The organism is Luteimonas saliphila (assembly GCF_016774335.1).
In the GTDB taxonomy this organism is placed as follows: domain Bacteria; phylum Pseudomonadota; class Gammaproteobacteria; order Xanthomonadales; family Xanthomonadaceae; genus Luteimonas; species Luteimonas saliphila.
Window position 1 is genome coordinate 25,722 of record NZ_JAETWA010000040.1, and the last position, 17,805, is coordinate 43,526.

A 17,805-nucleotide genomic window follows, 5' to 3' on the forward strand; every position below is an offset into this window, starting at 1 on the left:
CATGAGCGATACATTGCGCGATCAATTGCTGGGTCTCGGCTTCAAGCCCGCGGCCAAGCCGGCGCGCCCGCAGAAGCCGGCGCAGGTGCGCGATGCGGCGCCGCAGCGGGATCGCGGCGACAAACCCAAACCCGGCGCGCCCAGGCCCGGCAGCCCACGCAAGGGGGGCAAGCCGTCGCGTACGCGCGAGGACATCGATCTCGCCAAGGCCTACGCCATCCGCGCGCAGAAGGAAAAGGACGAACGTATCGCGGCCGAGCGGGCGAGGCAGGAGGAAGCACGCCAGCGCCGCGAGGCCCGCGCGAAGCTCGAGGCATTCCTGCGGGACAGGACGCTGAACGATCCCGAGGCAGAGATCGCCCGCCATTTTCCCTACGGCGGCAAGATCAAGCGCATCCATGTCAATGCCGCCCAGCTCACGGCGCTCAATGCCGGCGAACTGGGCGTGGTGCAACTCAACGGACGCTACCTGCTGGTCTCCGCCCAGGATCTGGCGCAGGCTGAAGCCCTGTTCGCGCCATCGGTCGCGCTGAAGGTGGATCCGGACGCGCCGGCGGCGGACGATCCCTACGCGGACCCGCAATACCAGGTGCCGGACGACCTGGTCTGGTAGGCGACGCAGGTCGCGAGCGAGCGTCCAGCCCGGCCTGCCGTCGCCGGACTCGATCCTTGCCGCTGCAGTGCGTGCGGGGCGGGCGCTACTCGGGATCGTAGTCGAGGTTCGACGCCAGCCAGCGCTCGGCCTGCGCGAGCTCGACGCCCTTGCGTTTCGCGTAGTCCAGCGCCTGCTCCTTCGAGACGCGTCCGACCACGAAGTACTGGCTCTGCGGGTGGCTGAAGTAGTACCCAGACACCGCCGCGGTCGGCAGCATCGCGAAGCTCTCGGTCAGCGACATGCCGGCGTTGCGCCCGGCGTCGAGCAGGCGGAACAGGGTGCCCTTCTCGCTGTGCTCCGGACACGCCGGGTAGCCGGGGGCGGGACGAATGCCGTGGTACTTCTCCGCGATCAGGGCGTTGTTGTCGAGGTCCTCGTCGGCGGCGTAGCCCCAGAACTCCTTGCGCACGCGCTGGTGCAGGCGTTCGGCGAAGGCCTCGGCGAGGCGGTCGGCGAGCGCCTTGAGCAGGATCGCGTTGTAGTCGTCGTGGTCGGCCTCGAAGCGCGCGACATGCGCGTCGATGCCGATCCCCGCGGTGACGGCGAACATCCCGATCCAGTCCTGCCTGCCGGAGTCCTTCGGCGCGACGAAGTCGGCCAGGCAGAAGTCGGGCCGGTCGGCGGGCTTGTCGACCTGCTGGCGCAGGAAGTGCAGCAGGCAGCGTGATTCGTGATTGGTAATTGGTGATTTGGAAGCCGGTTGCGCGGGATCGGCCAGTCTCACTTCCACGTCGTCGCCGATGCTGTTCGCCGGCCACAGGCCGAACACGCCCTTCGCGGTCAGCCACTTCTCGCGCACGATCCGGTCGAGCATGGCGCGCGCGTCGCGGTACAGCTCGGACGCCTGCGGGCCGACGATGGCGTCTTCGAGGATCGCCGGGAACTTGCCGGCCAGTTCCCAGGCCTGGAAGAACGGCGTCCAGTCCATGCAGGCGATCAGTTCCTGCAACGGATAGTCGTCGAAGACGTGCAGCCCGGGTTGCCTCGGTGCCGGCGGTTCGTATGTATCCCAGCCACCGTCGAACTTCTGGCCGCGCGCCTTGGCCAGCGGCACCAGCCGCTTGGCGTCGCCGCGGTTGCGGTGGCGTTCGCGGATCTCGGCGTAGTCGGCATCATTGGCGGCGACGAACTTCTCGCGCAGTTCGGGGCTGATCAGCGATTGCGCCACGCCGACCGCGCGCGAGGCGTCCTTCACCCATACCGTGGGCGCCTTGTAGTGCGGATCGATCTTGAGCGCGGTGTGCGCGCGCGAGGTGGTCGCGCCGCCGATCATCAGCGGCATGGTGAAGCCCTGGCGCTGCATCTCGCGCGCGACGTGGCTCATCTCCTCCAGCGACGGGGTGATCAGCCCGGACAGGCCGATGACGTCGGCGCCGACTTCGCGCGCCTTGTCGAGGATGACCTGGGTCGGCACCATCACCCCCAGGTCGACGACCTCGAAGTTGTTGCAGGCCAGCACCACGCCGACGATGTTCTTGCCGATGTCGTGCACGTCGCCCTTGACCGTCGCCATCACGATCTTGCCGTTGTTCTTTCCGACATCGCCCGTGCGCAGCTTCTCGGCCTCGATGAAGGGCAGCAGGTAGGCCACCGCTTTCTTCATCACCCGCGCCGACTTCACCACCTGCGGCAGGAACATCTTGCCGGCACCGAACAGGTCGCCGACGATGTTCATGCCGTCCATCAGTGGGCCTTCGATCACGTCCAGCGGCCGCGAGGACTGCTGCCGCGCCTCTTCGGTGTCGACCTCGGCGTAGGCGTCGATGCCGTGCACCAGCGCGTGCGCAAGCCGCTCGCGAACCGGCTTCTCGCGCCACGACAGGTCCTCGACCCGCGCCTCGCCCTTCCTGCCCTTGAACTTCTCCGCGAGCTCCAGCAGCCGTTCGGTGCCGTCCTTGCGACGGTTGAGGATCACGTCCTCGACGCGCTCGCGCAGTTCCGGGTCCAGGTCGTCGTAGATCGGCATGGCGCCGGCATTGACGATGCCCATGTCCATGCCGGCGCGGATCGCGTGGTACAGGAACACGCTGTGGATCGCCTGGCGCACGAGTTCGTTGCCGCGGAACGAGAACGATACGTTGGACACGCCGCCGGAGACGTGGCAGTGCGGAAGCGTCTGCCGGATGATGCGCGTGGCCTCGATGAAGTCGACCGCGTAGTTGTCGTGCTCCTCGATGCCGGTGGCGACCGCGAAGATGTTCGGGTCGAAGATGATGTCCTCGGGCGGGAACCCGACCCGGTCGACCAGGATCCGGTAGGCGCGCGTGCAGATCTCCACCTTGCGCTCGCAGGTGTCGGCCTGGCCGACCTCGTCGAACGCCATCACCACCGCGGCGGCGCCGTAGCGCAGCACCTTGCGCGCCTGCTCGACGAACGCGTCCTCACCCTCCTTGAGCGAGATCGAGTTGACCACGCTCTTGCCCTGCAGGCACTTAAGGCCCGCCTCGATCACGCTCCATTTCGAGGAGTCCACCATGATCGGGATCCGGGCGATGTCCGGCTCCGACATGATCAGGTTGAGGAAGCGCGTCATCGCCCTCTCGGAATCGATCAGGCCCTCATCCATGTTGACGTCGAGGATCTGGGCGCCGCTGGCGACCTGCTGCCGGGCGACCTCGACCGCTTCCTCGTAGCGGTCTTCCTTGATCATCTTGCGGAACTGCGCGCTGCCGGTGACGTTGGTGCGTTCGCCGATGTTGACGAACAGCAGGTCCGGGGTGATCAGCAGCGGCTCGAGGCCGCTGAGGCGGGTATGGCGCGGGATCGGGTTCATGCGGGCAGGCAGGACGTGGCTCTTCCCCCGCTCGGCGGGGCATTGCGCCCTTCACGGGTGGAAGGTGGCGCGAAACGCCGGATGGGGGCAAGTACGTTGCTGGACGTCATGGTCAGGCGGCCTCCGCCAGCCGCGCCGGCAATGCGCGCGGCGCGACGCCGGCTACCGCGTCCGCGATCGCGCGGATGTGGTCGGGCGAGGTGCCGCAGCAGCCGCCGACGAGGTTGAGCAGGCCGGCCTGCGCGAACTCCTTCAGCACTTCAGCCATTTCTTCCGGGGTCTCGTCGTAGCCGCCGAAGGCGTTGGGCAGGCCGGCGTTCGGATGCGCGCTGACGTAGCCGTCGGCGACGGTCGCCAGCGTCTCCACGTGCGGCCGCAGGTCCTTCGCGCCCAGCGCGCAGTTGAGGCCCACCGACAGCGGCCGCCCGTGCGCGACCGAGGCGTAGAACGCTTCGGCGGTCTGGCCCGACAGCGTGCGCCCGGAGGCGTCGGTGATGGTGCCGGAGATCATCACCGGCAGCCGGCCGCCGCGCGCGTCGAACACTTCCTCCACCGCGTACAGCGCGGCCTTGGCATTGAGCGTGTCGAAGATGGTTTCCACCATCAGCGTGTCGGCGCCGCCGTCGATCAGCCCTTCGATCGCCTCGCGATAGGTCTCGCGCAGTTCGTCGAAGCTGGTGTTGCGGAAGCCCGGGTCGTTCACGTCCGGGCTGATCGACGCGGTGCGGCTGGTCGGCCCGAGCACGCCGATGACGAAGCGCGGCTTTGCCGGGTTGCCGGCTTCGATCGCGTCGCAGCATTCGCGGGCGACGCGCGCGCCTTCGCGGTTGAGCTCGTAGACCAGGTGCTCGAGGTGGTAGTCGGACTGGCTGACCGAGGTGGCGTTGAAGGTGTTGGTTTCGACCAGGTCGGCGCCGGCCTCGAGGTAGGCGGTGTGGATGCCGGCGATGATGTCGGGCCGGGTCAGCAGCAGAAGGTCGTTGTTTCCCTTGAGGTCGTGGCCGCAGTTCGCACCATGGCCCGCGTGGGCGGCCTGGTGGGCGTGGTCGTAACCTGCGGCGAAGCGCTCTCCGCGATAGTCGGCTTCCTGCAGGTCGTGGCGCTGGATCATCGTGCCCATGGCGCCGTCGATCACCAGGATGCGTTCGCGCAGCGCCGCCTCCAGCAGGGCAACGCGTTCGGGGTGGAGCCAGGGCAGGGTGTTCATGGAGGATCGGTTCGCGGAAAGGAAGGAAAGTTGGCGGATGGGCGAGCGTCGGGCCTACGCTACGGCTTGCGGGCGATCATCGAGATCACCTCGAAATGCGGCGGGCGCTTCTCGCGGGTGACGGTCTCGGCGTTCACCAACTCCAGCCCTGCGCGCGACACGAAGCGGCGCAGGTCCTTGTCGGCGAAGCCCAGGTTGGCGTGGCCGTAGGCCTGGACCACGTTCTGGTGCTCGTGCCGCGCCAGGCTCGACAGCAGCAGCCGGCCGCCGGGACGCAGCACGCGCGCGGCCTCGGCCACCGCCTGCGCCGGCTTGTCGGCGTAGGTGAGCGCATGCATCAGCACCACCAGGTCGAACTCGCCGTCGCCGAACGGCAGCGCGTGCATGTCGCCCTCGCGCACTTCGACATTGCGGAACTTGCGCAGGCGTTCGGCCGCGGCGGCCACCACGCGCTTGCTGCTGTCCACGCAGACGTAGCGGTGCGCGTGCGGCGCCAGCAGTTCGGCCAGCACGCCGTCGCCCGAGGCGATGTCGAGCACGTCGCCGGTATCGAGCAGCGGCAGCGCGCTGCGTGCAAGCGCCTCCCAGGTGCGGCCCGGGGAATAGTGGCGTTCCATGTCGCCGGCGACCGAATCGGCCCAGTTCTGGTCGGCCGCGCGCATCGCCAGCACCCCGGCGACGCGCTCGCCATCCTGGCGCAGCAGCGGATCGTCGCTGCCGGTGGACAGGGCCTGCCACAGGGCGCGCTGCGCCGGGTCGAGGGATTCGTCGTCGAAGCGGTAGTAGGCCGAGACTCCGGCCCGGCGGTCGCGCACCAGGCCCGCCTCCTTGAGCTTGGCCAGGTGGGTGGACACGCGCGGCTGGGCCAGGCGGGTGATCGCGGAGAGCTCCGCGACGGTCAGTTCCTCGCCTTCGAGCAGCGCCAGCAGGCGCACGCGCGTCGGGTCGGCCAGCACCTTGAGCCGGGCGGACCAGGCTTCGAGGTCCATAATATCTCCATATCGCGATATAGAGATATTCTGTGCCGGCGAGCCTCGCGCGTCAACCCGACGGCGATGGAGCCAGCCGTCGCGCACAACGCGGGATGAAGGACTCCGGTAGGGTTCGCGACAGGTCGCGGGCTACAATAAGGTTTCTTCGGAAACGATAGAGGTCGCCGTGGAGTTCGGGTTCAGCGAAGAGCAGTTGATGATCCAGGACGTCGCGCGGCGCATCGCGCAGGAGAAGATCGCGCCCAGCGCCGAGCACCACGACCGCACCGGCGAATTTCCGCTCGAGAACATCCGCCTGCTGGGCGAGAACGGCCTGATGGGCATCGAGGTGCCGGTCGAGTACGGCGGTGCCGGCATGGACCCGGTCGCCTACGTGCTGGCCATGGTCGAGATCGCCGCCGGCGACGCCGCGCACTCGACCATCATGTCGGTCAACAACTCGCTGTTCTGCAACGGCATCCTGACCCACGGCAGCGAGGAGCAGAAACAGCAGTACGTACGGGCGATCGCCGAAGGCGCGGAGATCGGCGCGTTCGCGCTGACCGAGCCGCAGTCGGGCTCCGACGCCACCGCCATGCGCTGCCGCGCGGTGAGGCAGGACGACGGCAGCTTCGTCGTCAACGGCAAGAAGAGCTGGATCACCTCCGGGCCGGTAGCCAAGTACATCGTGCTGTTCGCGATGACCGAGCCGGACAAGGGCGCGCGCGGTGTCACCGCGTTCCTGGTCGACACCACGCGCGAGGGTTTCCATCGCGGCAAGACCGAACCCAAGCTCGGCATCCGCGCCTCGGCCACCTGCGAGATCGAGTTCAGCGACTACGTGGCGCGCGCCGAGGACGTGCTGGGCAAGGAAGGCGAAGGCTTCAGGATCGCCATGGGCGTGCTCGACGCCGGTCGCATCGGCATCGCCTCGCAGGCGATCGGCATCGCCCGCGCCGCCTACGAGGCGACGCTGGCCTACGTGAAGGAGCGCAAGGCCTTCGGCCAGCCGATCGGCGCGTTCCAGATGACCCAGGCCAAGATCGCCGACATGAAGTGCAAGCTCGACGCCTCGTTGCTGCTGACGCTGCGCGCCGCGTGGCTCAAGGGCCAGGGCCGCAAGTACTCGGCCGAGGCCGCGATCGCCAAGCTCACCGCGTCCGAGGCGGCGATGTGGATCGCCCACCAGGCGGTGCAGATCCACGGCGGCATGGGCTACTCGAAGGAAATGCCGATCGAGCGCTATTTCCGCGACGCCAAGATCACCGAGATCTACGAGGGCACCAGCGAGATCCAGCGGCTGGTGATCGCCCGCAGCGAGACCGGCCTGCGCTGAGGCTGCCCGTGCCCGCCTGCCACCCGGACAGGTGTACCGCCGACCCCGATGCGGGAGGCGGTCCGGTCGCCCATTCCTTCCCAGGCGTACGCCCCGTGGCGTGCGCCCGCCATCCTGGCCCGCGTGAGAACGCGGGCCTTACTCCATCCGGAGCCCGCTCCCCATGACACCCGCGAAACCCAGCAAGGCCAAGGCAACCAAGGACCCCGTCGGTCAGCCCGTCGCGCGCAAGCGCACCGCGTCCGATGCGGGCGCGGCCACCGGCGTGCTCGAGCCGATCTTTGCCGCGATCCGCAAGCGCAGCGGCAAGGCCGCGCAGGACGATGCCGGCGCCTTCGCCAGCGCGTTCTACCGGCGCATGACCGAGGACGAGCTGCCGATGCACGACGCCGAGGGCTGGGCGGCGCTGGCGACCGACCTGCTCGAGTTCATGCGCAGGCGCAAGCCCGGTACCGCGCTGGTGCGCCTGTTCAATCCGAACCGCAAGTCCCACGGCTGGGAATCGCCGCACACCGTGCTGCAGATCGTCAACGACGACATGCCCTTCCTCGTGGACTCGGTGACGATGGCCCTGGCCGAGCGCGGCATCGGCCTGCACGTGCTCGGCCATCCCGTCATCCAGGTTGCGCGCGACCGCGCCGGCCGGCTGGTGGCGGTGGGCGAGGGCGAGACCGAATCGGTGATGCACCTGGAGATCGACCGCCAGACCGCCGAGGGCATGGCCGCGATCGAGTCCGCGATCGGCCGGGTGCTGGCGGACGTGCGCGCGATCGTGGCCGACTGGAGCGCGATGCGCGAGAAGATGCAGCAGGTCGCCGCCGACCTCGCGAGCCGTCGCCTCCCGGTGACCGATGCCGAGCGTCGCGAGGCGCAGGAATTCCTGCGCTGGGCCGCGAACGACCATTTCACCTTCTTCGGCTACCGCGAATACCAGGTGCGCAGGCAGGGCGGCGAGGAACTGCTGGCACCGGTCGAGGGCAGCGGACTGGGATTGCTGCGCGGCAACGGCACGGGCAAGGGGCGGCCGCTGAAGTCGCTGGCCGCGCACCGGATGAGCCACGACGGGCTCGCCGAGTCGCTGGTGCTGACCAAGACAAATGCGCGCTCGACCGTGCATCGCCCCGGTTACATGGACTACATCGGCGTGCTCGGTTTCGACGCCAAGGGACGGGCGGTGTCGGAACAGCGCTTCCTGGGCCTGTACACGTCGGGCGCCTACAAGCGCCGTCCGTGGGACATCCCGCTGGTGCGCGAGCGCTACGAACACGTGATGAGCGAATCCGGGCTCAAGCCCACAGGGCACAGCGGCAAGGCGCTCAAGCACATTCTCGAGACGCTGCCGCGCGACGAGCTGTTCCAGTCCAGCGCCGAGGAGCTCTACCGCCTCGGCACCGGCGTGCTCGGCCTGCAGGAGCGCGTGCGCAGCAGGCTGTTCCTGCGCCGCGACCGCTACGGCCGCTTCTATTCGGTGCTGGTCTACATCCCACGCGACCGCTTCAACACCGAGGTGCGCAGGCGGGTGGAGGCGATGCTGCGGCGGACGCTGCATGCCGACCACGTCGACGCCAGCGTGCTGATCGGCGAGTCGCCGCTGGCCCAGGTGCACCTGATCGTGCGCCCCCGCGGCGGCGAGCCGTTCGAGGTCGACCAGGCGCAGCTCGAGCGCGAACTGGCGGTCATCGTCCGCAACTGGCAGGACGACCTGCGCGACGAGCTGGTGGCGCGCCATGGCGAGGAACAGGGTCTCGCGCTCGCCGGCCGCTACGGCCGCGCGCTGCCGGCTGGCTACATCGAGAACGCGACCCCGGCGATCGCGGCGACCGACGTCGAACGGCTGGCCGCGCTGCAGGGCTCGGACGACCTGCAGCTGAGCCTGCAGCAGTCGCCGCATGCGCTTCCGGGCGAAGGCGCGCTGCGCTTCAAGCTGTACCGCCAGCGCGGCGACATCCCGCTGTCGGATGCGCTGCCGATGATGGAGAACCTCGGCCTGCGGGTGATCACCGAGCATCCCTACCGGATCGAGGTCGACGGCGCACCGGTGTACATCCAGGACTTCGAGGTCGAGTCGGGCGTGGCCGGGCTCGACGTCGATCGCGCGGGCGCCGATTTCGGCGAGGCCTTCGAGCGCCTGTGGCGCGGCGACGCCGAGAACGACGGGCTCAACCGGCTGATCCTCGGCGCGTCGCTGCGCTGGCGCCAGGTCGCGTTGCTGCGCGGCTACGCGCGCTACCTGCAGCAGGTCGGCGTGCCGTTCTCGCAGAGTTACGTCGAGGAAACGTTCGCGCGCAACCCGCTGATCGCGCGCCTGCTGGTGGAACTTTTCGAGGCGCGCTTCGACCCGGCCCATGGCCGCGGACCGGATGCCAGCCTGGAAGCCGACGCCTTCGCCGGCCAGTTGCAGGCCCTCGCCGCCGGCGACAAGCCCACGATGGCGCTGCTCGCCCCGGTGATCGAGGCCCGCCGCCAGGAACGCGAGGTCCGCTACGAGACCACGCGCGGGGCGCTCAAGGCGCTGCTCGACACCGTCTCGAGCCTCGACGAGGACCGCATCCTGCGCAGCTTCATGGGCCTGGTCGACGCCACGCTTCGCACCAGCTACTACCAGCGCACCGCCGACGGCGGCTTCAAGGAGACGATCGCGTTCAAGTTCGATTCTTCGCGGGTGCCGGAGCTGCCGAAGCCACGTCCGTACCGCGAGATCTTCGTCTACGGCCCGCGGGTCGAAGGCATCCACCTGCGCTTCGGCGCGGTCGCGCGAGGCGGCCTGCGCTGGTCCGACCGGCGCGAGGACTTCCGTACCGAGGTGCTGGGCCTGGTCAAGGCGCAGATGGTGAAGAACACGGTGATCGTCCCGGTCGGCTCGAAGGGCGGCTTCATCGTCAAGCGTCCGCCCGCCGGCGGCGACCGCGACGCGCTGTTCGCCGAGGGCGTGGCCTGCTACCGGCTGTTCATCAGCGGCCTGCTGGACCTGACCGACAACATCGTCGACGGCCGCATCGTGCCGCCCGTGAACGTGGTGCGCCACGACCAGGACGACCCGTACCTCGTGGTCGCGGCCGACAAGGGCACCGCCACGTTCTCCGACATCGCCAACGGCATCTCCGCCGATTACGGGTTCTGGCTGGCGGACGCGTTCGCCTCGGGCGGCTCGGTCGGCTACGACCACAAGGGCATGGGCATCACCGCGCGCGGCGCGTGGGAATCGGTCAAGCGCCACTTCCGCGCCCTGGGCCACGATTCGCAGGCGCAGGACTTCACCTGCGTGGGCATCGGCGACATGTCCGGCGACGTGTTCGGCAACGGCATGCTGCTGTCCAGGCACATCCGCCTGGTGGCGGCGTTCGACCATCGCCACATCTTCATCGACCCGCAGCCCGACGCCGCGCGCTCGTTCGCCGAGCGCGAGCGGATGTTCGCGCTGCCGCGCTCTAGCTGGGCCGACTACGACACGGCCCTGATCTCGAAGGGCGGCGGCGTGTATTCGCGCACGCTGAAGTCGATTTCGCTGTCGCCAGAAGCCTGCGTCGCGCTCGGCCTGCCGGACGGAACCGGCGCGATGGCGCCCAACGACCTGCTGTCCGCGATCCTGCGCGCCCCGGTGGACCTGCTGTGGAACGGCGGTATCGGCACCTACGTCAAGTGCAGCCGCGAGCAGCACGCCGATGTCGGCGACCGCGCCAACAATGCCATCCGCGTCGACGGCCGCGACCTGCGCTGCCGGGTGGTGGGCGAGGGCGGCAACCTGGGGCTGACCCAGCTCGGCCGGATCGAGGCGGCGCAGCACGGCGTGCTGCTCAACACCGACTTCATCGACAACTCCGCCGGCGTCGACACCTCCGACCACGAGGTCAACATCAAGATCCTGCTCAACGCCCAGGTGCAGGACGGCAAGCTCAAGATGGAGGCGCGCAACAGGCTGCTCGCCTCGATGACGGACGAGGTCGCGCAGCTGGTGCTGTGGGACAACTACCGCCAGAACCAGGCGATCAGCCTGATGGAGCGGATGAGCGTCTCGCGCCTGGGCTCCAAGCAGCACTTCATCCGCACGCTCGAGCAGCAGGGGCTGCTGGACCGGCAGATCGAATACCTGCCTTCGGACGCCGAGATCGCCGAGCGCAAGGCGCGCGGTCAAGGCCTGACCCGCCCCGAACTCGCCGTGCTGCTGTCGTACTCCAAGCTGGTCGCGTTCGACGAACTGCTGCGCTCGGACGTGCCCGAGGATCCGTACCTGTCCAAGGAACTGCAGCGCTACTTCCCGCAGCCGCTGCAGAAGAAGTACGCGCAGGCGATGGAGCAGCACCGGCTCAAGCGCGAGATCATCGCCACGGCGGTGACCAACACCATGATCAACCGCATGGGCGCGACCTTCCTGCTGCGCATGCAGGAGGACAGCGGCCGCAGCATCGGCGACGTCGCCAAGGCCTTCACCATCACCCGCGAGACGCTGGAGGCGCGCGCGCTGTGGGTGGAGATCGACGCGCTCGACGGCAAGGTCCCCGAAGCGGTGCAGATCGACGCATTGCTGGTGATCTGGAACCTGCAGCGCTCGTTCACCCGCTGGCTGCTGTCGCGGCCGGGCGCGATCCCGGACATCACCACCGCGGTCAATCGCTACCACGACGGCTTCCGCGACATCCGTGCCGGCGAGAACATCCTCCCCGACTCCCAGCGCCCCGCGTACGAGGCCAGCCTGGCCGAGTGGCTCGCCAACGGCGTGCCGGCGGACCTGGCCGGCCAGCTCGCCGCGCTGCCGTACCTGGAGCCCTGCGCCGACATCATCGAGCTGGCGACCGAGCGCAGGCGGCGCCCGGTGGACGTGGCCAGGCTGTACTTCCGCGTCGGCGAGGCGCTGCGCGTGCCGTGGCTGGCCGAGCAGATCGACGCCCTCCAGGTCGACGGCCGCTGGCACGCGGTGGCGCGCGGCGTGCTGCGCGAGGAACTCGCCGCGCAACAGCGGACCATCGTCGGCCAAGTGCTGGCGATGCCGGGCGACGGCGCGGAGGACATGGTGCGCCACTGGCTGGAGCGCGACGATCCCACGCTGCGCTTCACCTTGGCGATGCTGACCGAGCTAGCGGCGCAGAAGATCCTGGACTACCCGACCGTGTCGGTCGCGGTGCAGCGCCTGTCGCAACTGGCGCAACGCGGCTGATCCACGCGCCGGCCGCGGCCATGCCGCGGCCGGTTCCGCCCGTCGACGTTCGTGTAGGAGCGCCTTCAGGCGCGACCACCTTTTCCGGCCAGCGCTGGAACGAGCGACACCGGGCCCCGCGCACGCGAGGACGTCAGTGTGCGCTGGCTCGGTGTGGCGGCTTCGTGGCGATCCCCGCCGTCCTCCCATGTACGGGACCGGGCGTCTTGCGTGAAATCCGCAACGAAGACCGTGGAGGCCCGGCCGTACGGCGGTTGAAAGGCGCTTCCACCTGCGCTGGGACGCCGGCGATCGGGTTATGCTCCATCGTCGACCGAGCAGGAGCCGCGGATGAGCACGACGCCACGCATCGCCTTCCTCGCCAGCCAGATCGACGACGCCCAGGAGGCGCTCGCCGCGCTGACGACGCGCCACGGCCAGTGCCAGCCCGACGAGGCGGACGTGCTCTGCGCGCTGGGTGGCGACGGCTTCATGCTGCAGACCCTGCATCGCTACGGCAGCCTCGCCAGGCCGGTGTTCGGCATGAAGCTGGGGACCGTCGGCTTCCTCATGAACCAGTATCGGCAGGACGACCTGCTCGAGCGCATCCGCGTGGCCGAGCCGGCGGTGCTGCATCCGCTGGAAATGATCGCGCAGACCGAATCCGGGGCCACCGTCGGTTCGCTGGCGTACAACGAAGTCTCGCTGCTGCGACAAACCCGCCAGGCCGCGCACCTGTCGATCGAACTCAACGGCAAGCAGCGGCTCGACGAACTGATCGCCGACGGCGTGATGGTGGCCACCGCCGCCGGCAGCACCGCCTACAACTACTCGGCGCACGGTCCGATCCTGCCGCTGGGCGCGAGCGTGATCGCGCTGACGCCGATCGCCGCCTTCCGCCCCAGGCGCTGGCGCGGCGCGATGCTCAAGGCCGATACCGAGGTGCGCTTCCGCGTGCTCGATCCGTTCAAGCGCCCGGTCAGCGCCACCGCCGACTCGCACGAGGTACGCGACGTGGTAGAGGTGATGATCCGCGAATCGCGCGAGCGTACCGTGACCATGCTGTTCGACCCCGAGCACAACCTCGAGGAACGCATCCTCAGCGAGCAGTTCGAGGCCTGAGCGCCCGGAGGGTGGACGCCGCCCTCTTGGTGCGGCTATCCGCGGGCGTCGACTCACCGACACTACGCACGAGTCCGGTGGGCGTGTACCCCGGCCGGATCGAATCTCTCCTGCCTGCCGCGTTGTCGTCCGCGGTCGGTCATCGTCCCGACCCGATCGCCAGCCCGATCCGCGATCCCGATCCGGCTCTCATCCCGATCCGTTTGTCATCCCATCGCGCAGTCATCCCGCCGCGCTGTCATCCCGAGCGAAGCGGGGGATCTCGCTCCCCGCGCGACGCAAGACGAAGATCCCTCGCCTCGCTCGGGATGTCATCGGTGGCTCCGCCCGGAATGTCATGCGTCGCCATGCCCGGGATGGCATGCGGGCCACCGCTCCGCGGCTGCGGCACCAGCCCGCGCCACCGTTCGCCAGGCAGCCCGCACCCGCCTCGTCAGGGCCGCATCCCCACGCGGCACGGCACCCGCGCCATAATCCCCCCATGTCCGGCAAAGAACCCGTCGCGGTCCTCACCATCGCCATCTCCTCGCGCGCGCTGTTCGACCTCGAGGACAGCCACGCCCTGTTCGAACGCGAGGGCATCGAGCCCTATTCGGAGTACCAGCGCACCCACGAGGACGACGTACTGGAACCCGGCATCGCCTTCTCCCTGGTCCGCAAGCTGCTGGCGCTCAACATCGCCGCGCCGCCCGAGGCGCCGCGGGTCGAGGTAATCCTGCTTTCGCGCAACTCCGCCGACACCGGCCTGCGCATCTTCAACTCGATCCAGCACCACAAGCTGCCGATCTCGCGTGCCACCTTCACCTCGGGCGAGCCCACCTGGCCCTACATCCGCCCGTTCGGCGCGCAGCTGTTCCTGTCGGCGAACCCGGAGTCGGTGCGCCAGGCGCTGGCCAACGGCGTCGCCGCCGCCACCATCCTCCCGGACCGCGCCAAGCCCGGCACCATGGCCAGCGAGCAGATCCGCATCGCCTTCGACGGCGACGCGGTGATCTTCGGCGACGAGGGCGAGCGCGTCTCGCGCGAAGGCGGCATCGACGCCTTCCACCGCCACGAGATCGAACGCGCCCGCGAGCCACTCTCCGGCGGCCCGTTCCGCGCCTTCCTTTCGGCCCTGCACGACCTGCAGGCCGCGTTTCCCGCGGGCGAGGCCGCCCCGATCCGCACCGCCCTGGTTACCGCCCGATCGGCGCCGGCGCACGAGCGCGTGATCCGCACCCTGCGCGAGTGGGGTGTGCGCCTGGACGAAGCACTGTTCCTCGGTGGCCGCGCCAAGGGGCCGTTCCTCGAAGCCTTCGGCGCCGACATCTTCTTCGACGATTCCGCGCACAATATCGACAGCGCCCGCCAGCACGTCCTCGCCGGCCACGTTCCGCACGGCATTTCGAACGCATAGGGTGGGCCGGACTCGCCTTCGGAGATTCTGCGGCGGAAGACGATCCGGCAGCGCCTGCGGGTGCATCGCCAGAGCGGGGCGTGGGGCTCCCATGCCGGAAGGTAGGTGCCGGCTTGCCTGGGCAGGCAGAGCTTGCGAGGGCGGGCCAGGGCCGACCTACGGCAACACGATGTCCGAGAGCTTCCAGCGCAGGCCGTCCCGGGTCAGGACGAACACGATCGGCGCGCCATCCTCGGTATGGACGGTGGCGGTGAAGCGCGATGTCGACTCGTAGCGGCGCTGGGCATCGCGCAGCGGATCGGGCCGGAGGGTTTCGCTCTCGCCCCTGCGCGGCGGCGGCGTGCCGCTGGCGCGGTTCCAGACCTTGCGGCCCTCCATCAGCGCACCCAGGCCGTAGGGCGTGACCATCAGCTCGACCGCGCCGCCGGCCAGCTCATTGGCCACGGTCATGCCGAGCGCGCCGAGCAGCCCCGATTGCGCGTCGATGCCCACGCCGCGCACCAGCCGGTCGCCGAGCTGCGCCTTGAGGCTGGCGCGCAGCGGCGGGAAATCGACGTGCTTCGCCAGCGCACGCGCATTCTCCTCGCGCACCGCCTTGCCGATCGCGTGGATCGTCAGGTACGGACCCGCCGCGGCATACGCCAGCACGGCGACAAGCATCAGGATGGCCAGGGCGATCCACTTGCGCATGGGTCAGAACTCCAGGTCGAGCGCGGCGCAAAGATAGTCCATGAACGGGGCCAGCGCCTGCAGATCCTTCGCCAGGGTCGGTAGCAGACGCGGGCCGAGCATCGTGCCGTCGTCGATTCCGCGCCAGGCGACGAAGTTGCGATGCCGCAGGTCGTCGATGAAGACGAAATCCTCCGGAAAGCCGCGCGGAGCACGCACCAGCATGTCCTCGTCGTCGAGGTCGAAGCGGCGGCGGAACCCGGGCCCGCGCGCCGCGGCCTCCCAGCCGCCGGGATTGTCGAAGATGAACTGGCGGATGCGGCGCTGTACCGGCAGTTCCGGGTGCCAGATGCCGCCGCCCATGAAGCAGTTGCCCGGCTGCAGGTGCAGGTAGAACGAGGGCGCGGGGACCTGCCGGCTGCGCTCGTGGAGCAGGCGCGCGCCCTGCCAGCCCTTGTAGGGCGTCTTGTCGTTGGCGAAACGGGTGTCGCGGTGGATGCGGAACAGCGAACCGCCGACCTTCGCGGGATCGGCGCGGTAGTGCGCGCTCACTTTGGCCAGCGGCGCCTGCAGGTCGGCCAGCAGGCGCTGGAACGGCTCGCGCACGTGGGTTTCGTAGTCGTCGCGATGGTCCTGGAACCACGCGCGCTCGTTGTGGCGGGCGAGGGCGCGCAGGAACTTGAGGCTCTTGTCGGTGAAGTAGGTGGTCATGCGTTGATCGGGATGGTGGGGCGCAGTCGACGGCGTCGGCCGTCAGGGGGAAGAAGCGGGTGCGCCGGTGGCGGCCTCTGCGGCGACGCTGCCCAGGCCGCGGGCGAGGTCCATGCCCCAGTCCTGCAGCTGGCCGAGCAGCTGAAGGCGGTCGGCATCGGTGGCATGCTCGGCCCGCAGTGTCGCGATCCGCTGGAAATACTGCGTGAACCCGAGCTCCGACAGGCCGCTGCCGTCGGCGAGGCGCGCGCGACGGTAGTCGTCCCAGCGAGCGCGTTCGGCGTGGTCCAGCGTCCCGGGCCAGTTGCGTGCCCGGTAGCGGAACAGCAGTTCGACCAGGCGCGGATCCCGGAAGCCGAAGTGCCGCGTGCCCAGTTGCGCGGGCGGCGTGGCCCGCACGTCCGCGAACAGCCGCTTGTCGCCGTCGGGCAGGAAGCCGCCGTAGAGCGCGCCGTCGGTATCGCTGGGCGGGAGTTCGCGTTCGATGGCGTACACCCTTCGCAGCTTCTCCGCGAGCGCGGGGCCCGCGGCGCGCAATCGCGAGGCACGCTGCTCGATCCGCGCGGGTTCGATCGCCAGCCGCGCCAGGTCCTGTTCGCGCAGGTGGTCCCAACGCACCAGCGCCGGGCAGCGGTTGAGGTGGACTTCCTTGAGCGCGATCCGGCTCTCGCCCTCGGGCAAGGCGTCGGCGCGCAGGTACAGGCGCGTCGCGATCGTTTCGGCGTCGAGGTCGAGCAGGGCATCGGGTTCGCTGTCGAGGTCGAACACGATCACGCGCGTGTCGAAGCGTGGGTGGCGTGCCAGCGGCAGCACCGGGGCGGCGCACAGGCGGCTTGCCGGATAGCGCTGGGACACGTGCAGCAGCGGCGTCATCGCCACCGTGTCCACCAGGCTGGCGGCGAAGCGCTTGTCGCGCAGTTGCAGGGCGTAGTCCCACAACCGCGGCTGGCTCCGGCGGAAGCGACGGGCGAGGCCGATCAGCGCGCGCACGTCCGACAGCGCCTCGTGGGCATCGCCGACGCGCACCCCGTTCGCCGCGGCCAGGTGCTCGAGCTTGAACGAGGTGCCCCTGCCGTCTTCGCGCTCGGGCCAGGCGATGCCGTCCGGGCGCAGTGCATGCGCCAGCCGCATCGCGTCGAGCAGGTCCCAGCGCGAGTTGCCGCCGCGCCATTCGCGCTCGTAGGCATCGAAGAAATTGCGGTACAGGCCGAATCGCACGAATTCGTCGTCGAAGCGCAGCGAGTTGTAGCCGAGGGTGCAGGTCTGCGGCCGCGACATCTCGTCGAAGATGCGCGAGAACGCCTCGGCCTCGGACACGCCGCCTGCCAGCGCGTGCTGCGGCGAGAGCCCCGTGACCATCGACGCATCCGGCGACGGTAGCAGGTCGTCGGCCGGGCGCACCAGGAAGTCGACAGGCTCGTCGATCTCCTCGAGCGCCTCGTCGGTGCGGATCGCGGCGAACTGGGCGATGCGCGAACGACGCGGATCGGCGCCGAAGGTCTCGAGGTCGTAGAAGAGGAAGCTGGCAGGCATGCCCCTATTGTAGAAGCGCCCTCAGCCGCGTGTAGGAGCGGCTTCAGCCGCGACCCGCCGGTTCGGCGCCATGGCCCTGCAGCGCCCGGGTCGCGCCTGAAGGCGCTCCTACGGAGGAGCGCAGCGGTTTCAGGCGGGTCGCGACGGCGGCGTCGATCGCTGCGCATCCGACCACGTGGTGCCACCCCGGCGTCGGTCGCACCCAAGCGCGCGGACACGACGTCGAAGCCGCGACGCCGGCCCGTAGGAGCGGCTTCAGCCGCGACCCGCCGGTCCGGCGCCATGGCCCTGCAGCGCCCGG

At 69.5% G+C, this 17,805-nt stretch carries 10 protein-coding genes and 1 pseudogene; 5 read left to right on the plus strand and 6 right to left on the minus strand.

Going from position 1 to position 17,805, the window contains the following annotated elements; genetic code table 11:
- Position 1 precedes the first annotated feature (1 nt).
- Complete coding sequence (locus tag JMO03_RS11670; RefSeq protein ID WP_337926408.1) at positions 2-613, plus strand: DUF2058 domain-containing protein; 612 nt, start codon at positions 2-4, stop codon at positions 611-613.
- A gap of 85 nt (positions 614-698) precedes the next feature.
- Here the strand turns inward: JMO03_RS11670 and metH are convergent, their stop codons facing one another.
- The 3 genes and pseudogenes from metH to JMO03_RS11685 all read right to left on the minus strand — a co-directional run.
- On the minus strand, positions 699-3,428 hold the full coding sequence (gene metH / locus JMO03_RS11675) for a methionine synthase (RefSeq protein WP_202843506.1): 2,730 nt from the start codon (positions 3,426-3,428) through the stop codon (positions 699-701).
- A 112-nt stretch (positions 3,429-3,540) separates the two neighbouring features.
- Positions 3,541-4,635: a homocysteine S-methyltransferase family protein gene (locus JMO03_RS11680; protein ID WP_202843508.1), complete on the minus strand. Its 1,095-nt coding sequence runs from the start codon at positions 4,633-4,635 to the stop codon at positions 3,541-3,543.
- A 62-nt stretch (positions 4,636-4,697) separates the two neighbouring features.
- Positions 4,698-5,624, minus strand: a pseudogene (locus JMO03_RS11685) (ArsR/SmtB family transcription factor); the annotation flags it as partial.
- Positions 5,625-5,793: 169 nt separating this feature from the next.
- Here JMO03_RS11685 and JMO03_RS11690 point away from each other — a divergent pair.
- From JMO03_RS11690 to JMO03_RS11705, 4 genes are all read left to right on the plus strand, one after another.
- Positions 5,794-6,942: an acyl-CoA dehydrogenase family protein gene (locus tag JMO03_RS11690; RefSeq protein WP_202843512.1), complete on the plus strand. Its 1,149-nt coding sequence runs from the start codon at positions 5,794-5,796 to the stop codon at positions 6,940-6,942.
- A 163-nt stretch (positions 6,943-7,105) separates the two neighbouring features.
- Positions 7,106-12,094 carry an NAD-glutamate dehydrogenase gene (locus JMO03_RS11695; protein ID WP_202843514.1) on the plus strand — a complete coding sequence of 1,663 codons (4,989 nt, stop codon included), beginning with the start codon at positions 7,106-7,108 and terminating at the stop codon, positions 12,092-12,094.
- Between the two features lie 330 nt (positions 12,095-12,424).
- Positions 12,425-13,195 (plus strand): NAD kinase, encoded by a 771-nt coding sequence (locus JMO03_RS11700; RefSeq protein WP_202843515.1) that lies wholly within the window; start codon positions 12,425-12,427, stop codon positions 13,193-13,195.
- A 481-nt stretch (positions 13,196-13,676) separates the two neighbouring features.
- Positions 13,677-14,591 (plus strand): 5'-nucleotidase, encoded by a 915-nt coding sequence (locus tag JMO03_RS11705; RefSeq protein WP_202843516.1) that lies wholly within the window; start codon positions 13,677-13,679, stop codon positions 14,589-14,591.
- Positions 14,592-14,747: 156 nt separating this feature from the next.
- Here the strand turns inward: JMO03_RS11705 and JMO03_RS11710 are convergent, their stop codons facing one another.
- Genes JMO03_RS11710 through sbcB form a run of 3 tightly spaced genes read right to left on the minus strand, consistent with a single transcriptional unit; the run spans position 14,748 to position 17,504 of the window.
- Positions 14,748-15,281 (minus strand): DUF2939 domain-containing protein, encoded by a 534-nt coding sequence (locus tag JMO03_RS11710; protein WP_202843517.1) that lies wholly within the window; start codon positions 15,279-15,281, stop codon positions 14,748-14,750.
- 3 nt (positions 15,282-15,284) lie between these two features.
- On the minus strand, positions 15,285-15,971 hold the full coding sequence (locus JMO03_RS11715) for a DUF2461 domain-containing protein (protein ID WP_202843519.1): 687 nt from the start codon (positions 15,969-15,971) through the stop codon (positions 15,285-15,287).
- 42 nt (positions 15,972-16,013) lie between these two features.
- The gene (gene sbcB / locus JMO03_RS11720) at positions 16,014-17,504 is read right to left on the minus strand and encodes an exodeoxyribonuclease I (protein WP_202843521.1); all 1,491 of its coding nucleotides are present in this window, start codon (positions 17,502-17,504) and stop codon (positions 16,014-16,016) included.
- Between the last annotated feature and the right edge of the window lie 301 nt (positions 17,505-17,805).

Bases quoted from the DNA above. Each gene is read 5' to 3' on its own strand.
- sbcB (WP_202843521.1), bottom strand. From the start codon at position 17,504: ATGCCTGCCAGCTTCCTCTTCTACGACCTCGAGACCTTCGGCGCCGAT.
- JMO03_RS11705 (WP_202843516.1), top strand. From the start codon at position 13,677: ATGTCCGGCAAAGAACCCGTCGCGGTCCTCACCATCGCCATCTCCTCG.
- metH (WP_202843506.1), bottom strand. From the start codon at position 3,428: ATGAACCCGATCCCGCGCCATACCCGCCTCAGCGGCCTCGAGCCGCTG.
- JMO03_RS11700 (WP_202843515.1), top strand. From the start codon at position 12,425: ATGAGCACGACGCCACGCATCGCCTTCCTCGCCAGCCAGATCGACGAC.
- JMO03_RS11680 (WP_202843508.1), bottom strand. From the start codon at position 4,635: ATGAACACCCTGCCCTGGCTCCACCCCGAACGCGTTGCCCTGCTGGAG.
- JMO03_RS11670 (WP_337926408.1), top strand. From the start codon at position 2: ATGAGCGATACATTGCGCGATCAATTGCTGGGTCTCGGCTTCAAGCCC.
- JMO03_RS11715 (WP_202843519.1), bottom strand. From the start codon at position 15,971: ATGACCACCTACTTCACCGACAAGAGCCTCAAGTTCCTGCGCGCCCTC.
- JMO03_RS11695 (WP_202843514.1), top strand. From the start codon at position 7,106: ATGACACCCGCGAAACCCAGCAAGGCCAAGGCAACCAAGGACCCCGTC.
- JMO03_RS11710 (WP_202843517.1), bottom strand. From the start codon at position 15,281: ATGCGCAAGTGGATCGCCCTGGCCATCCTGATGCTTGTCGCCGTGCTG.